This window comes from Caulobacter sp. HMWF025, from assembly GCF_003060965.1.
Classification (GTDB): domain Bacteria; phylum Pseudomonadota; class Alphaproteobacteria; order Caulobacterales; family Caulobacteraceae; genus Caulobacter.
Map to the genome: position 1 here is coordinate 519 of NZ_QAII01000081.1, position 18,586 is coordinate 19,104.

12 protein-coding genes are annotated in these 18,586 nt (G+C 67.6%); 6 read left to right on the plus strand and 6 right to left on the minus strand.

Annotation, left to right across the window (positions count from 1 at the left end; all coding sequences use genetic code 11):
* The 3 genes from DBR10_RS19900 to DBR10_RS09430 form a co-directional block, all read right to left on the minus strand.
* Window positions 1–799, minus strand: a 799-nt coding sequence (locus DBR10_RS19900) for a terminase large subunit domain-containing protein (RefSeq protein WP_233243348.1), incomplete at its 3' end; no start/stop codon positions are given.
* A complete protein-coding gene (locus tag DBR10_RS19905) occupies window positions 696–1,142 on the minus strand; it encodes a hypothetical protein (RefSeq protein ID WP_233243346.1) in 447 nt (148 codons plus the stop codon). The genes DBR10_RS19900 and DBR10_RS19905, both read right to left, overlap by 104 nt.
* A 155-nt stretch (window positions 1,143–1,297) precedes the next feature.
* A complete protein-coding gene (locus DBR10_RS09430; protein ID WP_108504006.1) occupies window positions 1,298–1,786 on the minus strand; it encodes a YcgN family cysteine cluster protein in 489 nt (162 codons plus the stop codon).
* Window positions 1,787–1,953: 167 nt separating this feature from the next.
* On the opposite strand from DBR10_RS09430, the gene pbpC reads away from it, so the two are divergent.
* A complete protein-coding gene (gene pbpC, locus DBR10_RS09435; RefSeq protein ID WP_199225324.1) occupies window positions 1,954–4,092 on the plus strand; it encodes a multimodular transpeptidase-transglycosylase PbpC in 2,139 nt (712 codons plus the stop codon).
* 281 nt (window positions 4,093–4,373) lie between these two features.
* Entirely contained in the window at window positions 4,374–5,000 is a 627-nt protein-coding gene (locus DBR10_RS09440; protein WP_233243347.1) for an SOUL family heme-binding protein, read from the plus strand.
* Window positions 5,001–5,089: 89 nt separating this feature from the next.
* On the opposite strand, the gene DBR10_RS09445 is transcribed toward DBR10_RS09440, so the two are convergent.
* The gene (locus tag DBR10_RS09445) at window positions 5,090–7,510 is read right to left on the minus strand and encodes a YbcC family protein (protein WP_108504005.1); all 2,421 of its coding nucleotides are present in this window, start codon (window positions 7,508–7,510) and stop codon (window positions 5,090–5,092) included.
* An 18-nt stretch (window positions 7,511–7,528) separates the two neighbouring features.
* A complete protein-coding gene (locus DBR10_RS09450) occupies window positions 7,529–9,088 on the minus strand; it encodes an NADH-quinone oxidoreductase subunit L (RefSeq protein WP_108504004.1) in 1,560 nt (519 codons plus the stop codon).
* Window positions 9,089–9,136: 48 nt separating this feature from the next.
* Here DBR10_RS09450 and DBR10_RS09455 point away from each other — a divergent pair, with 48 nt between their 5' ends.
* The 3 genes from DBR10_RS09455 to DBR10_RS09465 all read left to right on the plus strand — a co-directional run bounded on the left by DBR10_RS09455 (window position 9,137) and on the right by DBR10_RS09465 (window position 14,477).
* On the plus strand, window positions 9,137–10,102 hold the full coding sequence (locus tag DBR10_RS09455; protein WP_108556289.1) for a LysR family transcriptional regulator: 966 nt from the start codon (window positions 9,137–9,139) through the stop codon (window positions 10,100–10,102).
* A 30-nt stretch (window positions 10,103–10,132) separates the two neighbouring features.
* Entirely contained in the window at window positions 10,133–11,221 is a 1,089-nt protein-coding gene (pyrC, locus tag DBR10_RS09460; RefSeq protein WP_108504848.1) for a dihydroorotase, read from the plus strand.
* 490 nt (window positions 11,222–11,711) lie between these two features.
* Window positions 11,712–14,477, plus strand: coding sequence for a TonB-dependent receptor (locus DBR10_RS09465; protein WP_108504847.1), 2,766 nt, complete (start codon window positions 11,712–11,714; stop codon window positions 14,475–14,477).
* Window positions 14,478–14,590: 113 nt separating this feature from the next.
* Here the strand turns inward: DBR10_RS09465 and DBR10_RS09470 are convergent, their stop codons facing one another.
* Window positions 14,591–16,726: an alpha-galactosidase gene (locus tag DBR10_RS09470; protein ID WP_108556290.1), complete on the minus strand. Its 2,136-nt coding sequence runs from the start codon at window positions 16,724–16,726 to the stop codon at window positions 14,591–14,593.
* 206 nt (window positions 16,727–16,932) lie between these two features.
* Between DBR10_RS09470 and DBR10_RS09475 the strand changes: the two genes are divergently transcribed.
* Window positions 16,933–18,586, plus strand: a 1,654-nt coding sequence (locus tag DBR10_RS09475; protein ID WP_199225322.1) for a beta-galactosidase, incomplete at its 3' end; no start/stop codon positions are given.

Here is an 18,586-nt window from a genome sequence, read left to right on the forward strand (position 1 = left end):
CATCGCCGGTGGCGGTGGCCGGCGGGTCGACCGCCACCACCACCCGGTCCAGCGCGGCCGGCGGAGCGCCCCGGGCCCGGGCCAGGTCCTCGGCCCGGAACAGGCCGCCGTCGGTCTCGACGATCAGGCCCTCCAGCTCCTGGGCCGCCAGCCGGGTGCCGCCATAGAGGCCCTGCAGGGTCGACAGGAAGGCCGGGGCCAGGTTGTCGGCATTGGCCGCCGTCCCGGCCCTTGTGACCGCGACGCCGGGCTCGGCGATCAGGGTCTTCAGGGCCCGGATCGGTCGGGGCGTGGTGGTCACCACCAGCCGGGGATCCTCGCCCAGCCGCAGGCCGAAGCGCAGCATGGCCAGCGTCTCGGCCGGCTTGGGCCAGGCACAGAACTCGTCGGCCCAGGCGGCGTGAAACTGCGGCCCGCGCAGGCTGTCGGGATCCTCGGCCGAGACGGCATAGGCCACCGCCCCGCTCGGCCAGACCAGACGCTTGCGGGTGGCCTCCCAGCGGGGCCGGTCGTCCAGCGGCGACAGGGCCTGCAGGCCCGACGGCCCCTCGATCATCACCTCGCGGACGTCATGAAAGGTGGGGCCGACCAGGGCCAGGGTCCGGGGCCGGCGGGCCAGCTGTGCCAGCCAGGAGGCCCCGGCAAAGGTCTTGCCCGCCCCGCGTCCGCCGAGGAACAGCCAGGTCGACCAGGGATCAGGCGGGGGGTCCTGGTGGCGTTCGGTCGGTTTCAGACTCGGCAGACAGGCCGCGATCAGCTCCGGCGGGGCTGTCGCCAGCCATTCGTTTAGTCTCTCGATCGTCGAGAAGCTTTGCCATCCGTCGACGCACCTCGGCATGAAGCTCGGCGATACGCTCGGCGGTCCATTCAGGTCGGTCATTCATCGGGGTCTCCACGGTCTCCGGCGAGACGGGTCGCGACGGCAGGGCGGTGATCGCCGCCACAGCGCGTCGTCCGGTCTCGCGGAACAGCTTCAGGTATCGCCCGGAGCGCGCCAGTTGCTCGGCGGTCTTCAGGCGGGCGACGGCGGGGTCGTCTTTGGTGACTTCGCAAGCCTCCTTGGCCGCCACGACATAGTAGGCGGTGACCAGGTCCTGCACATAGGCAAGGGCGGCTTCGATCTCTTCGCTTCTCTGGGCCATGGCACAAAGATACGGAACCAGCGGGCGCGTCTGATAAGTTCGCCCGAGAAAGTTACAAGCGCCTGATTTTGCGAGACTCTATCCGACGAACGCCGGGGATAGACGGCGCTGTATCCCCGTCGTCGGGGCGGGCTGCCCTGGCCGGTGGCAGGGCCCTAGTCGTCCTGCGGATCGTAGGGCTCGTCGCCGCGATCCCGCATCAGGTCCAGGGCCACGAAGTCCATGGCGTCCTCGGCATCGGCAAAGCTCAGCTCGCTGACCGTCTGGTCGCGCACCGAGATGCCCTGCTTGTGGGTGCTGTCCGGGTCGCCGGTGACCAGCGGATGCCAGTCCGGCAGCGGCTTGTCCTCATGCAGGCGGCGATAGGCACAGGAGGGCGGCATCCACTGCAGGTCCTCGATGTTGTGCGGGGTCAGCTTGATGCAGTCGGGCACGGTCTTGCGGCGGTTCGCATAGTCCTTGCAGCTGCATTTGTGCTCATCGAACAGCTGGCAATGCACCCGCGTGGGGATGACTTCGCCGGTATCTTCGTCTTCGAAGCGAACAAGGCAGCAAAGCCCGCAGCCATCGCATAGGCTCTCCCATTCGGGGACCGTCATCTGATGGAGGGATTTGGTTTCCCAGAAAGGTTTGCGCGAGGCCATCCGCGCGTCGTAAGGCCTTCCGGCTCAAATGGAAACATTTGAACCGGGCCGAAAGGCCCTGCAATCTGGAGACAAGAGCGCCGTAGCCGCCAGAACCGGCGGCCGTTTCGGGCAGCGGCGCTCGCAAGCAAGTCGCGTCGCGACCAAACAGGGCTTTGTCGAACACCGTGAACGACTGGACGCTTCCGCCCTACCGTTTCGACGACGAGCCCCAGCCTGCGCCGCGGCCGCAGACCGCCTTCGGCGCGCCGCCGCCGCCGCCCGAGGACCCCAGGCCGCCGGAAGAGCCGCGGGAACCCTTCCGCGCCGACCTCGCGCACCAGAAGGCCCGCAAGCGGGCCCGGCGTTCGGGCTGGATCCTCGGCCTGGTCCTGGGCGGCCTGCTGCTGGGGATCATCGCCGCCGGATCGACGGCCGGCTATGTTTGGTGGAAGTACCTGCGCGACACCCCGCAGCTGCCGTCCCGCGAGTCCCTGTTTGCGGTCAATCGCGCCCCCGGCATCCGCTTCGAGGACAAGAACGGCCAGGTGATTGCCAGCCGGGGCCCGCGCTATGGCCAGCGCATCACCCTGGACCAGGTGCCCACCTATGTGCCCCTGGCCTTCATGGCCGCCGAGGACCGACGCTTCTACAAGCACGGCCCGATCGACCTCTATGCCATCGGCCGGGCTGCCGTGGTCAACTGGAAGGCCGGCCGCACCCGCCAGGGGGCCTCGACCCTGACCCAGCAGCTGGCCAAGGGCCTGTTCCTGACCCCCGACCGGACGGTCAAGCGCAAGCTGCAGGAAATGCTGATGGCGCATCGCCTGGAGCAGGTGCTCAGCAAGGACGAGGTGCTGGAGCTCTATCTGAACCGGGTGTTCTTCGGGGCCAATACCTTCGGGGTCGACGGGGCCAGCCGCACCTATTTCGGCAAGCCCGCCAGCCAGTTGACCCTGTCCGAAGCGGCCCTGCTGGCCAGCCTGCCCAAGGCCCCCTCGCGTCTGGCCCTGACCCGCGACATGGAGGGGGCCCTGGCCCGCTCGCGCCTCGTCCTGGCCAATATGCGCAAGGAGGGCTGGATCACCCCCGAGCAGGAAAGCCGGGCCCTGGACGACACCCCGCGCCTGTCGCCGCTGGCCGTCCAGAACGAGGCCGACTACGGCTGGGTGCTGGACTATGCGACCAGCGAGGCCGTGCGGATCGCCGGCCAGAACGCCCCGGACCTGGTGGTCCGCCTGACCATTGATCCGACCCTGCAGCAGCTGGGAGCCGAGACCGTCCGCCGGGCCATCCTGATCGACGGCGAAGGGGCCGGGGCCAGCCAGGCCGCCCTGCTGTCGCTGTCGTCCGACGGGGCCATCCGGGCCATGGTCGGCGGCACCGACTATATCGAAAGCCCGTTCAACCGGGCTGTCCAGGCCCGCCGCCAGCCGGGCTCGACCTTCAAGCCGTTCGTCTATGCCGCCGCCCTGAACAAGGGCGTCCTGCCCACCGACATCCGCATCGACGGGCCGGTCAAGTTCGGCGACTGGGCTCCGGAGAACTATGGCGGCGGCTATCGCGGCCCGATGAGCGTCGAGCAGGCCCTGGTCACCTCGACCAACACCATTGCCGTCAAGCTCGGCCAGGAAGCCGGCGGTCCGGCCATCGGGGCGCTGGTGCGGCGGTTTGGCATCACCACCCTGCCCATCGATCCGGACCTGTCGGTGGCACTCGGCTCCTATGAGGTCAGCCTGCTGCAGCTGACCTCGGGCTTCCAGGTCTTCCAGCAGGCCGGCAACCGCATCGAGCCCTATGTGATCGAGAGCATCGTCACCCAGGGCGGCCAGCCGGTGTTCCTGCGCCAGGCCCCCACTCCGCTGAACGTCTATGACGTCGCCCGGGCCTCGATGATGGTCAAGATGATGAAGAAGGTCGTGACCCAGGGCACCGCCAAGCGTGCCGATTTCGGCCGTCCGGCGGCCGGCAAGACCGGGACCAGCCAGAACTGGCGCGACGCCTGGTTCGTCGGCTTCACGCCCGACTATGTGACCGGAGTCTGGGTCGGCAACGACAACGACCGGCCCATGAACCGCGTGGTCGGCGGCGACATCCCGGCCACCATCTGGCGCCGGTTCATGATGACCGCCCACGAGCCCCTGGCCATCCGCGACTTCCCGTGGCTGCTGCCCGATCCTGCCCCGCAGAGCGAGCCCGATCCCCGCAACGGCTACTACGAAACCCTGGCGGCCGAGTTTGCCCGGGTGGCAGCCGAGCTGGAAGCTGCGGGTCAGCCCCCTGCGGCGGGCCCGGCCCAGCCGACCGAGCAGGACCTGCCGTACTGATCCGTCGCCGGGGGCGCGGGACGGCCGTGCCGAAACGCCGGGCCCTGCCGGCGCGTCCAGCCCGGATGCCGCACCGGTGAAGTGGCGACGGTAAACTCCAGATTTAAGCTATTGAATTGGCACCAGATAGCCAGAGTCAGAACACCTCTGGAACTTCCGGCGGAGATGTGAACTTCTGTGGGACCGGGCGCTGTCGAAACGACGGAATCCGGTTCAGTGCGCAGGCCTTCCGGCTTGCCGGCCCAGGGAGTTGCACGGTGGCGAAAGCGGGAACTCGGGGCTTGATCGCGACGTTGAAGACGACCGCCCTGGCTGTGATGCTCGGGGCCACCCTATTCGGAACCCAAGCCATGGCCGTCGAAGAACCCGCCTACAAGGCTGTCCTGCAGAAGGGGGCCTTCGAAGTCCGCGACTATCCCGCCCTGGTGGTGGCCGAGGTCACGGTCAGCGGCGACCAGAAGGAAGCCGCCGGCAAGGGTTTCCGCCTGCTCGCCGGCTATATCTTCGGCGGCAATACGCGCCGGCAGAGCATCGCCATGACGGCACCGGTCGCCCAGGCCCCGGCCAGCGAGAAGATCGCCATGACCGCTCCGGTCACCCAGATCCAGACGGCCGGTGAATGGGTCGTACGCTTCACGATGCCGAGCGCCTATTCGATGGCCACCCTGCCGGAACCGAATGACCCCAAGGTCCAGCTGCGGGCCCTGCCACCGACCCGCTTTGCGGTGCTGAAGTTCTCGGGTCTGGCCGGCAAGGACGACGTCGCCGCCAGGACTGTAGAGCTCGAAAAGCTCGTCAGGGCCAACCAGTTGCGCCCCGTCGGCCCGGCCTCGCTGGCCCAGTACGATCCCCCGTGGACCCTCTGGTTCATGCGGCGCAATGAAGTGATGCTGCCCGTCGCGCCCTGATCGGGCCTGAGCCGCCCTCCCCGTCGCAGATCCGTCCCCGGCGCTCCGAGGATGAGCCCCGCAGGGCTTCATCGACGACGGCCCGCAGATCAGACCGCCATCTTCAGGGGAGCCACCGGCTCGGCGGCGACGTCCATCGCGGTCCATTGCAGATCGCCGGCATAGCGCCACGCCATCCGGCCGGCCTCATCAAGGGCGAAGAGATGCAGCCAGCGATTGTCGAACAGGGCGCGGACCCCGTCATGCCGCCCTAGGATCTCGCTCATCGCTTCGCGGGGGGCCTCGATACAGACCGACAGACGCAGCGGTTCGTGGACATAGTCCTGCCCGTCGTGGACGGATTGCCAGGGCAGTCCGGCCCGCATCTGGCCGCCGTTCCCCTCAAGGACGCCGATCCCGCCGGCCACGTTGTGCAGCAGCTTGTTGCCGCCGCCGAACACCGCCGGAGCCACGGTCGAGCCGTAGTACTGCAGGCTGATCCAGCTGGCCACGACGACCGGCGCGGTCAGGATCAGCTCCAGCACGCCAAAGTCGCGGTCGATCTTCCAGTCATAGTCATGCAGGAAGGCGCGGCCTTCGAGGGTCTTGCCCGTCGTTCGCCGGCGTGGCGCGGCGATGAAGGCCTTGCAGCCGGCCAGCGCCCATTCGGGCCGCACCTCGGCCCAGTCGCGGCTGCGACGCTCAAGACTGCCCTCGCCCGCCGCCCGGGGCAGGCGCAGCGCCCGTTCACCCCTGGCGATGACACCTGCCGCATCCATCCAGAGCCTGGCCTGGCGAAGGTCGGCCTGATGGGCCGCCGAGGGATAATCGTCTGTATACAGCGTAATGGCGTCCGTCGTGGTGTCATGCAGCGCGGCAAGGAACAGGGTGTCGGCCGGAATCTCGATCCCTTCCGGCACGAGGCCTGCCCGGACCTGCGGATCGTTCAGCAAAGCCGCGACCAGGCGTGCATTGACCTCGCCCGAAAAGCCGCCGCACGCACCGCAGTGCAGACCGCTGGCGTGGGGGTTGTTGACGACGTTCGCGCCGTGTCCGGCCAGCAGCACAAGCCGGGCAAAGTTGGCCGTCAGCGACATGGCCCGCAGGACGGTCCCGGCGGCCCTGGTCCTCGTTGCGAGATCAAGCGCCGGATCCAGTCGCGGTGCCGGATCGTTCGGCGCAGCCGAGCCATGAAGCCCCAGCGCATCGCTGACCAGCTTGCTGGCATAGACCGGTCCTGTCGCCTCGACGAAGGCGAAGGACGAGACCGCCGCGAGCTTGAAGCGGCCCCATGCCCGCTTGGCGCGGGCCTTGAACCGCGCCGACTGGTCCGCCGCCGCCTCCTCGGGACCGCCGGACTTCGTGGTCACGCCCGGATTGAACAGCACCGGCAAGCGGAGCTCCTCAACGTCGGAGGCAAAGCGGCGGTGTGAGGTGGTCAGCCCGAAGAACCCGGCAAACCCCAGGGTCTGGATGTCCGGGTTTGTGGTTTCCAGGGCCCGCCGAAACACCTCGGAGCGGACATCGATGCAAAAAGCGGCCTGGAGCACCGGACGACCTGCCGCCGTGTCCGTACCCGGCGCGGCAAGGGTTTCGGCCAGGGCCCGCTGCGCGGCACGTTCCGCCGCCTCCTGGAGGATGGCGTCGACAACCTGGTCGGGGTTCGGCCGGACGGGGGCCCCGTGCGAGGCCATGACCGCTCGCCAGCGATCGGCGATCTGCGTCTCATAGCGCTCGAGGAGCGCCGCTTCCCAGGTCAGGCGGATCGCGAGAAAATCGGTGAGGGTCGAGTCTTCGGTGCCGCCCAGCTCCGCCTGCCAGAGCCGGTAGCGCGCATACTGCGCCCAGCCGCCCAGCGTCATCAGCATCTGGTGGAAATAGGTTTCCAGGGCCCCGGCCGGGAGGGCGATCCGCTGCACCACGCTCGCAATCGCGCCCGAAGCCGTTTCCGGGGCCTGCGAAACGTGGGTGGCAAAACCGGCCAGGCCGACGATCTCGGGCGTCAGGTCGTGGGTGGCGACGGCGCGCCAGGCGGCATAGGCCCCGCGACCGCGCGGCGCGGCCCAGAGGGCCTGGCCTTCGTCGAAATAGCCGGCCGCCCAGGCGCCGAAGCGCTCGGCGATCAGCCCCGGCCAGTCGATCCCCGACGCTTCGGCGGCGAGGTCCGCGATGGTCGGCAGCGCGCTGGCCACCGGCCTCGTGACGCCGGCGGCGGACTTCAGGGCCGCGAGGCTCGCCGGGCGCGAGGTTTCGGGAGCACTGGCCAGCGCGGCCGTCAGATCGGCGTCCGTGATGACGCCGCTGGCGATCCGGGCCTGGAACCAGTCGCGGGGCAGGGTCACCGCCGTGCCGGCCACGCGACCGAGGCGCGCGGCGACGGTCGCCAGGCTCTCGTGGGTCTGGCCGAGGAACGGATTGACCGCAACGCTCGAGGCCAGCGGCCAGACCGGAGGGATCGCCCGGGCGGCCCGATCGGTGGCGGCGTCCAGGTCGAGGGCGACGCGCAGGGTCGGAGTCTCTGAATTCGTCATCGTCTTTCCCCAGTCAGATCAGGTTGCGTTGCGCAGACGCCAGCCGCGGAGCAGCCGGTCGAAAACCGCGTTGGCGTAGAAGCCGTTCGAGAGGTGCACGCGCAGCCCGGCGGCGGCCGGGTGGTAGGCCCAGAGCGGGAACATCGCCTGGACCACGGCGACGAGGCCGAAGCTGATGACCGCGAGCACCATCAGCGCCCATTGCAGCGGGCCCGGTACCGGGGCTGCCGGCAGCGCGCCGGCGGTCAGCCAGACGGCGAGGACCTGAAGCGCGAAGTAGCTGACCGAGGTCGCGACGGCATAGACCACCGTGCGCTGGGTCAGGGCCCTCGGCGCGGCGTCCGCAAGGCCCTGGGCCAGCATGTAGGCGACGCCGAAGATCAGGATGGCACCCAGGGCGATGGCCTGGGGTGACTTGTGCTGGAAGCCGAACGCGAAGCCGATGGTGCCGAAGATCGCCAGGGCCAGGAAAAACGCCCGCCCGACCGCACCGGCCTTGGGAATGGCCACCGGGCCCGGCCGGCGATTGGCGGCGATCAGGTCGACCGCGCCGCCGGAGGCCAGGAAGGAATGGGCCTTGTAGAGCGAGTGGGCCACGATATGCAGCAGGGCCAGCGGGAAGAGCCCGAGCCCGCATTCCAGGATCATGAAGCCCATCTGGGCGACCGTCGACCAGGCCAGCGAGGTCTTCACCGCCGGCTGGGTCAGCATCACCAGACCGGCGAACAGCGCGGTGAACCCGCCGACCATCACCAGGACCGCCAGGACGCCCGGTGCCAGCAGCATCACGTCAGCAAAGCGGATCAGCAGAAACCCGCCGGCATTGATGACGCCCGCGTGCAGCAGCGCCGACACCGGCGTCGGGGTTTCCATGACCTCGGTCAGCCAGCCATGCAGGGGGAACTGCGCCGACTTCAGGAGCGCGGCCAGGGCCAGGAAGCCGGCGGCCGTCATCGCAAGCCCTCCGCCGTTCCCGGTGCGCGCGCTGCTCAGAATCTGCGCGATGTCGGCTGTGCCATACGCCAGGACCAGCAAGACCGCCGCCGTGATCAGGGCCGCATCGCCGAGGCGCGCGGTGACCTGCTTCTTGGCGGCGGCGCGCTGGGCGGCGACACGGTCGGGATAGAACAGCAGCAGCCGGTGCAGGGAGAGGCTGGTTGCGACCCAGGCCAGAACGAGCTGGACCAGGTTGCCCGACAGCACCAGCAGGAGCACCGAGGCCAGGGTCATGCAGAGCCAGCCGGTGAACGCGCCATGGCGGGCTTCGCCGTCCAGATAGGTCGCGGTGTACCGCACCACGACCCAGCCGATGAACGACACCAGCAGGACCATCACGGCGCTGACCGCGTCGAGCCGGAGGGAGAGGCCGATGCCGTTCAGGCCGATCAGACGGCTGTCCCCCGCCCCGTTCACGACGAGCGCTGCCGCCGAGACCACCGCCACCACCAGGGCGACCAGGGCCGAGGCTTCGGCCAGCCGGGGCAGGGCCCGAGGCCGGCGACCCGGGTTCATGAAGCCGACAGCGGCGCACAACAACAGCGCCAGGGGCGCGGCAAACGGCAGGAGATCGATTGGCAAAGGTCTTCCCCTTCAACGCACCATGCGGGTCGGGGAGAGCGGTAACGGATGGGTCAGGCATTAAAAAATTCATTGTTTCTTACAAATCGTTCTGTTTTAGAGAACGATGTGAAGAGCCTGAACTTCAACCATCTCCGCTATTTCTGGGCGGTCGCCCATGAGGGAAGCCTCACGCGGGCGGCCGAGCGACTGAACCTGTCGCAGTCGGCGCTGTCGGTGCAGATCCAGAAGCTTGAACACCAGATGGGCCACCCGCTGTTCGAACGGGTCGGCAAGCGGCTCGTCCTGACCGAGGCCGGGCAGATCGCGCTGGACTATGCCGACACCGTGTTCCAGGCCGGCGACGAACTGATGAGCACCCTTGACGGGCGCCCCCTGGCCAACCGCCAGGTCCTGAAGGTCGGGGCCCTGACGACGCTGTCGCGCAACTTCCAGCTTGAGTTCCTGCGTCCGCTGGTCGGCCGCGCGGATGTGGAACTGATCGTACGCTCGGGTGCCACACGCGATCTGCTCGCACAGCTCGAAGCCCATGCGATCGATGTGGTTCTGTCCAACAGCGCCGCGCAGCGCGACGCCCGTGCGCCCTTTCGCAACCACCTGCTGGACCAGCAGCCCGTCAGCCTGGTTGGCCGTCCCAGACCCGGCAAGCCCCCGTTCCGCTTCCCGGAAGACCTGCGCAGCGAACCGATTCTCCTGCCGAGTCTCGACAGTGACATCCGGGTCGGGTTCGACCGTTTGCTGGACCTGGCGGGCATCCGGCCCATCATCCTGGCCGAGGTCGACGACATGGCGATGCTGCGCCTTCTGGCCCGCGAACGCGAAGGGGTAACGCTGGTGCCGCCGATCGTTGTGCGCGACGAGCTGGCCTCCGGGGTGCTGGTCGAGCACTGCCGGATGCCGCAACTCACCGAAAGCTTCTACGCCATCATTCAGAACCGCCGGTTCCCAAACGCATTGCTTGCAGAATTGCTGGCGCGATATGAGAGCGCAAAGTCCGGCGCCGTTTCCGCCTGATGCCCGCCGCGCCTGCCAAGGAGCCGATGAATGACGATCTCGGACACTGCGTTGACCGAAACCCGCCCGTCCGCCGTGGCGGGACAACGCCTGACCCTTCGGCGCCCTGACGACTGGCACGTCCACCTGCGTGACGGCGACATGCTGGCCTCCGTCGTCAACTACACGGCCCGGCAGTTCGCCCGGGCCATCGTCATGCCCAATCTCGGCCCGCCGGTCACGACGGTCGCGGCCGGGAAGGCTTATCGCGACCGCATCCTCGCGGCCGTCGAGCCGGGTCTGGCCTTCGAGCCGCTGATGACCTGCTACCTCACCGACACCATCGACGCCGGCGAGGTTGAACGCGGCTTTGCCGAGGGCGTCTTCACGGCCTGCAAGCTCTACCCCGCCCACGCCACGACCAATTCGGCGCACGGCGTCACCGACATCCGCAACATCCATGCCGTGCTCGAGGCCATGCAGCGGATCGGCATGCCGCTGCTGATCCATGGCGAGGTGACCGATCGCCATGTCGACATTTTCGACCGGGAAGCCGTCTTTATCGACCGCATTCTCGGCCAGCTGATCGCCGATTTCCCGGCGCTGAAAGTGGTGTTCGAGCACATCACGACGGCCGATGCCGTGGCCTTCGTCGAGGCGAGCGGTCCCAATCTGGCGGCCACGATCACGCCGCACCACCTGGCGATCAATCGCAACGCCATGTTCGAAGGCGGGATGCGCCCGCACTTCTACTGCCTGCCGATCGTCAAGCGCGAGACCCACAGGCTGGCCCTGCGCCGGGCGGCGACCTCGGGGTCCGCCAAGTTCTTCCTGGGCACCGACTCGGCCCCGCACACGGTCGGCGCCAAGGAAGCCGCCTGCGGTTGCGCCGGCGTCTTCAACGCGCCCTATGCCATCGAAAGCTATGCCAAGACCTTCGAGGAAGAAGGCGCGCTGGACCGTCTGGAAGCGTTTGCCTCGGAAAACGGCCCCCGCTTCTATGGCCTGCCGCTCAATGAGGGCGTCATGGTCCTGGAGCGGACCGCCAGCCCGGTCCCCGACCGGATGACCCTGGGATCGGCGGACCTGGTGCCGTTCCATGCCGGTGAGACGCTGGACTGGCAGATCGCCGAGATCTGACTCCGCTCCGGCGATCTGGAGCCCGTCACATCCGGCCTGACGGGTGCCGTCGGAACGGAAGGCGCTTCTTCTGCGCCTCCAGCCTGCTGATCACAGGGGCCGTTCTTTCGAAATGGCGGCCGAAAATCGCTGTCCAGAACCGGTGAGAGCAAGCGCTTTCACCTGACCATCGCCCCTGTGGCTGGGGTCTTTTTCGCTCCAGAGCCCCCGGTCCGGCACCGACACGCCGCCCCTGCCCGCGCCGCCGGGCTGACCCAGCGACCCTCTGGTTCGGTCAGCGCGATGCGCCCAAACCCTTTTCCAGTAAGGACTCTCGCGCCCGGCGGGGCTGATCCGGAAGGACCGGTCGCCCGCCGGGGGCCCGTCGAGGATCGGCGTTTGACCCTCTCTTATTATTGTGATTTATCATCTTATTGACCGGCACAGTCGGCATCCAATGAGATCGCTCGTTCTGAAGAGAAGCGATCGTTTGCGTATTTGGGAGGGAACTATGATCCGTACGGGACACGGGGCTCGCGTTCGCGCGCTCGGCCTGAAACTGATGATCGGTGCCAGCGTCGGCGCGCTCGGCATGGTTGCTGCAGGCGGCTCGGCCGCCGCACAGGCCCCGGCCGGCGCCGACACGGTGGACGAGATCGTCGTCACCGGCCTGCGCGCCAGTCTGAGCCGCGCGATCGACGTGAAGCGCAATGCGGCGGTGATCGTCGACTCGATCGCGTCTGAAGACCTGGGCAAGTTCCCTGACAGCAACGTCGCCGAGTCGCTTCAGCGCATCACCGGCGTCTCGATCGACCGCAGCAGCGGCGAAGGTCGTTTCGTCACCGTCCGCGGCTTTGGTCCGTCTTTCAACAACGTGCTGGTCAATGGTCGCACCCTGGCCACTGAAAACGCCGGCCGGCAGTTCAGCTTCGACCTTCTGGCCGCCGAGCTGATCTCCGGCGCGGACATCTACAAGAGCAACAACGCCACCCTGCAGGAAGGCGGCATCGGCTCGACTATCAACGTCAAGACCGCCCGCCCCTTCGACATCCGGGGCAGCAAGGCCATCCTGAGCGCCAAGGCCGACTACGAGGACCTGTCAGGCAAGACGTCTCCCGACGTATTCGGCCTGTTCTCGACCCGCCTGGCTGACGGACGCGTCGGGGTGCTGGGTTCGATCTCGTACCAGAAGCGCGAGGCGCGCGTCGATTCGATCGCGACCAACGGCTACTACAAGACCACGGCCGGCTCGGGTGCCGGTGCGATCGCCAACGTGCTGTTTCCGGCGAACTTCGACCAGATCTCCGACCAGCAGGATCGCGAACGCATCGGCGTGACCGGCACGGTCCAGTTCAAGGCCACCGATACCCTGACCCTGTCGGCGGACGCGCTGTACAACAAGTTCACCGTCGACTCGACCGCCAACAGCGTGGGCCATTTCTTCTCGCCTGCCGACGTCAGCGCCATCACGCTGGACAGCAACCGGACGGTCACGGCCTTCTCGCAAAACGCCAACGGCCACACGGACTACATCAACCGGACCTTCAACCGGCCCACCGAGCTGCGCGCCGTCGGCTTCAATGCCGACTGGAACCCGACCGACAAGATCAACGTCAAGCTGGATTCGTCCTACTCGAAGGCTGAATCCAACAACGGCGGCAACGAGATCTTCGCCGTCATCGGCTTTGCCAACGCCGTGCAGTACAGCAACAGCGGCAATGGCCTGCCCAACCTGACGGCTGCGCGGGGCTTTGTAGACCCGACGGTCGGCCGGGCCCACTTCGCGACGCGCGAAGGGTCTGACGTCGCCGAGACGGTGTACGAAACCCGCCTGGATGCCGTCTTCAAGACGGACTCCGAGGTCTTCACCGCCCTGCGCTTCGGTGGCATCTACACCGACCGCACCAAGGACAACACGCTGGTGCGGACCGACAACAACGTCGGCTGCGCCTATTGCGGCTACGGCATCGCGGTCCCCGCCGGCCTGCTCAAGCCGTTCAACCCGGGCAACTTCCTCAATGGCGAGAGCGGCAACTTCCCGCGCCAGTGGCTGTCGTTCGACTCGGAGGCCTATTTCAAGTTCCTTGAAACCAAGGCTGCAGGCGATCTCGAGGACGTCGCCGCCGGTCGCCCGCTGGGTGCCACGGCCGCCTATATCGCCTCCAAGGGCGGCTATGTCGGCGTAGAGCAACCGTCCGCCTACTCCGTTCACGAGAAGATCACCGGCGGATACGCCCAGGGTGATTTCGAGGCCATGATCGGTGGCCTTCCCTGGAGCGCGACGGTCGGCATGCGGTATGTCCACACCGAACTGACCTCGAGCGGCACGCAGCAAAACCTGCTGGATGTCCTGCCCATCGTCGGCGACAGCACAGCCTACACGGCGGTCTTTGCCCCCACCTCGACGCCGACGTCGAAGACCACGACCTACAACAACTTCCTGCCGAGCCTGAACGTCAAGGTCGACCTGACGCCGGACCTGGTCGCCCGCTTCGCGGCGACCAAGACCCTGTCGCGGGCCAATCTGACCGACGTCGCGCCGCGCATTGCCTTCACCAGCCTGCGGCCCGGCAACCTGACGGCGGTCGGCGGCAACCCGGACCTGCGACCCTTCAAGTCGACCAACTTCGACACGTCGCTGGAGTGGTACTACCAGAAGGCCGGCTTCGTGACCGTCGGCGCGTTCTACAAGCGTATCGACGACTTCATCCTGAACGGCCTGGCGACCGAGAACTTCTCGATCACCAACTCCGCCGGTCTCTATCCCGGTGGCATCCTGCCGGTGCAGGTCCTGCGTCCGCGCAACTCCCAGAGCGCGGATGTCTACGGCCTGGAAGTCGGCTTCCAGCATACCTTCGACTATCTGCCGGCCCCGTTCGACGGCCTGGGCGTGAGCGCCAACGCCACGATCGTCGACAGCAAGGCCAACCAGACGGCGGCCGGAACGCCGTTCGTGCTGGAAGGCCTGGGCGACAGCCAGAACCTGGTCGGCTTCTATGCCAAGGGCCCGATCGAGGTTCGCGTCGCCTACAACCATCGTGACGGCTTCATCAGCACCGCGTCCAATGGCACCGGCGGGGATCCGATCTTCACCAAGAGCCAGGGTCAGGTCGACTTCCAGGCCCGCTACGCGATCTCGCCGGCCTTCTCGGTGTTTGTCGAGGGAACCAACCTCAACGACGCCAAGACCGAGACGGTGGGCAAATACGCCAACCAGTTCCTCAGCCTGGTCGACACCGGTCCGCGCTATGCGGTCGGCCTCCGCGCCCAGTTCTGACGGAGCAGCCGGGAGCGACGTGTCGCTTCCGGCCGTTTCATGCGCCCCCGGGGGCGCAACCTCATCCCCCACTCCGGGCGGGCCTTCACGGGCCCGCCCTTTTTTGTCGGGCGTCAGTCCTGGCGGGTCAGGTGCAGGACAAAGCTGGTCTGGGGATGCAGGCGGGGCAGTTGCAGGCCGACGGCCATCAGGGCCCGGCCATCAAGTTCCAGCCCTTCGCCGAGCGCCGTGACCAGATCAGACGACCGTTCGACGAGCCTGTCCGGCCACACCCGCTTCACCCGATAGCGCGCCTCGGGATCGAGACCGTGCAGGCGCAGGCGACCGGCGAAATAGGCGTCCTGCTCGCGGACCAGGGTGTAGGCGAACACCGCCTCCGAGCGGTCGGGCGAGACGATGCCGAACGCCGTCTCGTTGGCGGGACGGTCAAGCCGGTGCAGGTCGCCGGTATGGATCAGGCCCCTGAGCTGCTTGTACAGACGGACGCCGTCCGCCAGCTCGGCGCGCTCTTCCGGCGTCAGGGTCAGCAGGTTAGCCTCAATGCCGAAATGACCGAACAGGGCGGTCGAGACCCGTGTCGCCATCGACACCCGGCGACCGGTGATGTGACAGTCGGTCGGCCCGACATGGGCCCCCATCAGCTCTGCGGGAAGGAACAGCGATGCGCCCTTCTGGATCGACAGCCGATCCAGCGCGTCATTGCTGTCGGAGGTCCAGACCCGGTCGGTGCGCTCCAGAATCCCGAAGTCGGCTCGACCACCGCCCGAGGCGCAGCTTTCGATCTCGACCTGCGGATGGGCGGCGCGCAGACGGTCGAGCACAGCATAGAGGCCGGCAACATGGGCCTGTGCCCCGGCGCTGCCGTCGGCCCCGCCCGGATGGCTGACATCGCGGTTCATGTCCCATTTCAGATAGGCGATCGGGTGTTCGGTCAGCAGCGCATCGATCCGCTCATAGAGATGGTCGCGCACCTCGGGCCGCCCGAAATCCAGCACCAGCTGGTTGCGGAAGGACAGCTGCGGCGCGGGCGCGCAGCCCAGAACCCAGTCGGGATGGGCGCGATAGAGGTCGCTGTCGGGATTGACCATCTCCGGCTCAACCCAGAGACCAAACTCCATACCGGCGGCCAGAACGCGGTCGACCAGGGGTTTCAGGCCCTCGGGGTAGACGCTCTCGTCGACGAACCAGTCGCCCAGGCCGGCGGTGTCGTCGCGGCGGCCCCTGAACCATCCGTCATCCAGCACGAACCGCTCGGCACCGATCGCTGCGGCCGCCTCGACCAGCTGCAGCAGCCGGTCCTGGCCATGGTCGAAATAGACCGCCTCCCAGGTGTTGTAGTGCACCGGGCGCGGCTTGGCGCGCAGCCGCTGGTGCTGGGGCCGGGCCCGCACCCAGGCGTGATAGGCCTGCGACATGCCGCTGAGGCCGGCGTCGGAATAGGCGGCATAGAGTGTGGGGCTGACATAGTCGGCACCGGGGGCCAGGCGGATCTCGCCCGGCATGAACAGCTCGCCCATCTGCACAGAGGCGCGGGCGTCCGACAGGGTCTCGGCGACGATGCGATGGTTGCCGCTGGCCCCGAGGTGGAAGCCATAGACCTCGCCCACGGCTTCGCCACAGGGGGCACATTCGACGATCAGGCCGGGGAAGGCATCATGGGAGGTGCGACCACGGCGGTTCTCGCGCACCGTGCTCCCCTGCCCCAGCCCGGTGCGGCGCAGCTGGAACTCGCCCGACCACCGGCCATCCAGATTGATCAGATGACTGGCAGTGGGCGGCAGGGGCAGGGTCGGCGCGGCGCAGGCGTCGACCGTCAGGGCGGCGATCCCTTCGTTGACGATCCGCGTCGAGGCGACCAGCACGTCCTGGTCGGGCTGCAAGGCCAGGCGATGGGTCAGGCCGATGGCGTTGTGATCGTCGCGCGACACGATCTCGACGGTGGACGGGCTGATCCAGTCGACGCGATCAATGCGGGTGAAGGTGGCCCAGGCCTGGCCGTTGCGATGCGCCAGCAGACCCGGTGTTCCCGGAAACCCCTGCCCCAGCAGGGGCGTCAGGGCCAGGGGCGCAGCAACAGCCGGCGAACAGGGCGCAGCCGCCCGCGAGGCCATCAGGACCAGCGACATCGGATCCAGACCGGCCGGAAGCCTTGCACCCCAGTGCAGGACGGCCGGTGCATCACCCCGGCAGTCGACGATCAGGGTCGTCGTCTTGCCATCGAGCCGGACGAAGGACGGGGAGCTGGACATCGGCAAACCCTGGGAAACGTGAAACGAAGGCGTGGCTCGGGAAACGTCGCGGTTGACGCTTTCATTTTGTAGGATAAATAAGATCCAAGAGAAAGACGTCTGTGAAACCGGTCGTTACAAGGCGCGGATAGATTTTGGCGTCCCTCGCGACGCCCAAGCCGTGATGACGATCGGTCTCGTGATAAACGACGCGTTGGGAGTGAGACATGCTGGGCGTTTGCTACTATCCGGAACAATGGCCGACCAGCCTTTGGCGCGAAGACGCGCGCAAAATGAAGGCCCTGGGCCTGACCTATGTCCGGATTGGCGAGTTTGCCTGGTCGCGCTTCGAGCCGGACCCCGGTGTCTATGACTTCGCCTGGTTCGACGAGATCGTTGCGATCCTGAACGAGGCCGGCCTCAAGGTGGTGATCGGCACCCCGACCGCCACGCCGCCCAAGTGGCTGATCGACCGTCATCCCGACATCCTGCCCGTAGATCCCCTGACCGGACGGGTGCGGGGCTTCGGATCGCGCCGGCACTACGACTTTTCGAGCCAGACCTATCTGCGCGAGTGCGAACGCATCGTCCTGGCCCTGGCCGAGCGCTATGGGCGGCATCCCGGCGTCGCCGGCTGGCAGACCGACAACGAACTGAGCTGCCACGACACCACCCTGAGCGCCTCGTCGGCCGCCCGGGCGGCCTTCCAGACCTGGTGCGCCGATCGCTATGGCGACGTCAAAGCCCTGAACACGGCCTGGGGCAATGTCTTCTGGTCGATGGAGTATCGCAGCTTCGACGAGATCGAACTGCCGGTCGGAGCCGTCACCGAGACCAGCCCGGCCCACCGCCTGGCCTATCGCCGCTTCTCGTCGGACCAGGTCGTGCGTTTCCACGATGCCCAGGTGAAGATCCTTCGCGCCCACTCTCCCGGCCGTTTCATCACCCACAACTTCATCCCGATGAACGAGACCGGGGTCGACAACCATGCCGTAGCCGCCGATCTCGACTTCGCCAGCTACGACAACTACCCGCTGGGCCGCACCGACCTGCTGATGGCCCAGGACCCGGCCGAGTCCTTCGCGCCCTACATGCGGACCGGCCATCCCGATTTCGGCACCTTCTTCTTCGACCAGACCCGGGGCCTGGCCCCCGGGGCCTTCTGGATCATGGAGCAGCAGCCCGGGCCGGTGAACTGGGCCAACCACAATCCGCGCCCCGCGCCGGGCATGGTCCGGCTCTGGACGCTAGAAGCCTTCGCCCATGGGGCCGGCGTGGTCAGCTATTTCCGCTGGCGGCAGGCCCCCTTTGCCCAGGAACAGATGCACGCGGGCCTGCTCCGCCCCGACAGCAGCCAGGCTGCGGCCTGGCCGGAGATCGAGGCCGTGACCCGCGACCTCGCCTGTCTGGACCTCGATCAGCAGGCCACCGTGCCGGCCAGGGTGGCGCTGATGGTCGATGTTCAGGCCCAGTGGCTGGGCGAGATCGAGCGTCAGGCCCTCAGCTACGACTACACCCGGATCCTGATGGACCACTATCGCGCCCTGCGTGCCCTGGGCGTGGATGTCGACTTCGTGGCCCCGGACGGCGATGTCTCGGCCTATGCGCTGGTGGTGATCCCGTCACTGGCCATGCCGAGCGCCGCGACGATCGCGCGCCTGAAGTCAGCCTCGGCCCTGGTGATGTTCGGCCCCCGCTCGGGGGCCAAGACCGACGACCTGACCCTTCCCGACGGCCTGCCACCCGGCCCGCTGCGTGATCTGCTGCCGATCCGGGTGCTGTCGGTCGAGACCCTGCGGCCCGACTGCCCCGCCGAGCTGGTCTGGAACGGCGGACACTATCCCAGCACCATCTGGCGCGAGGAACTCGAACTGACCGGCG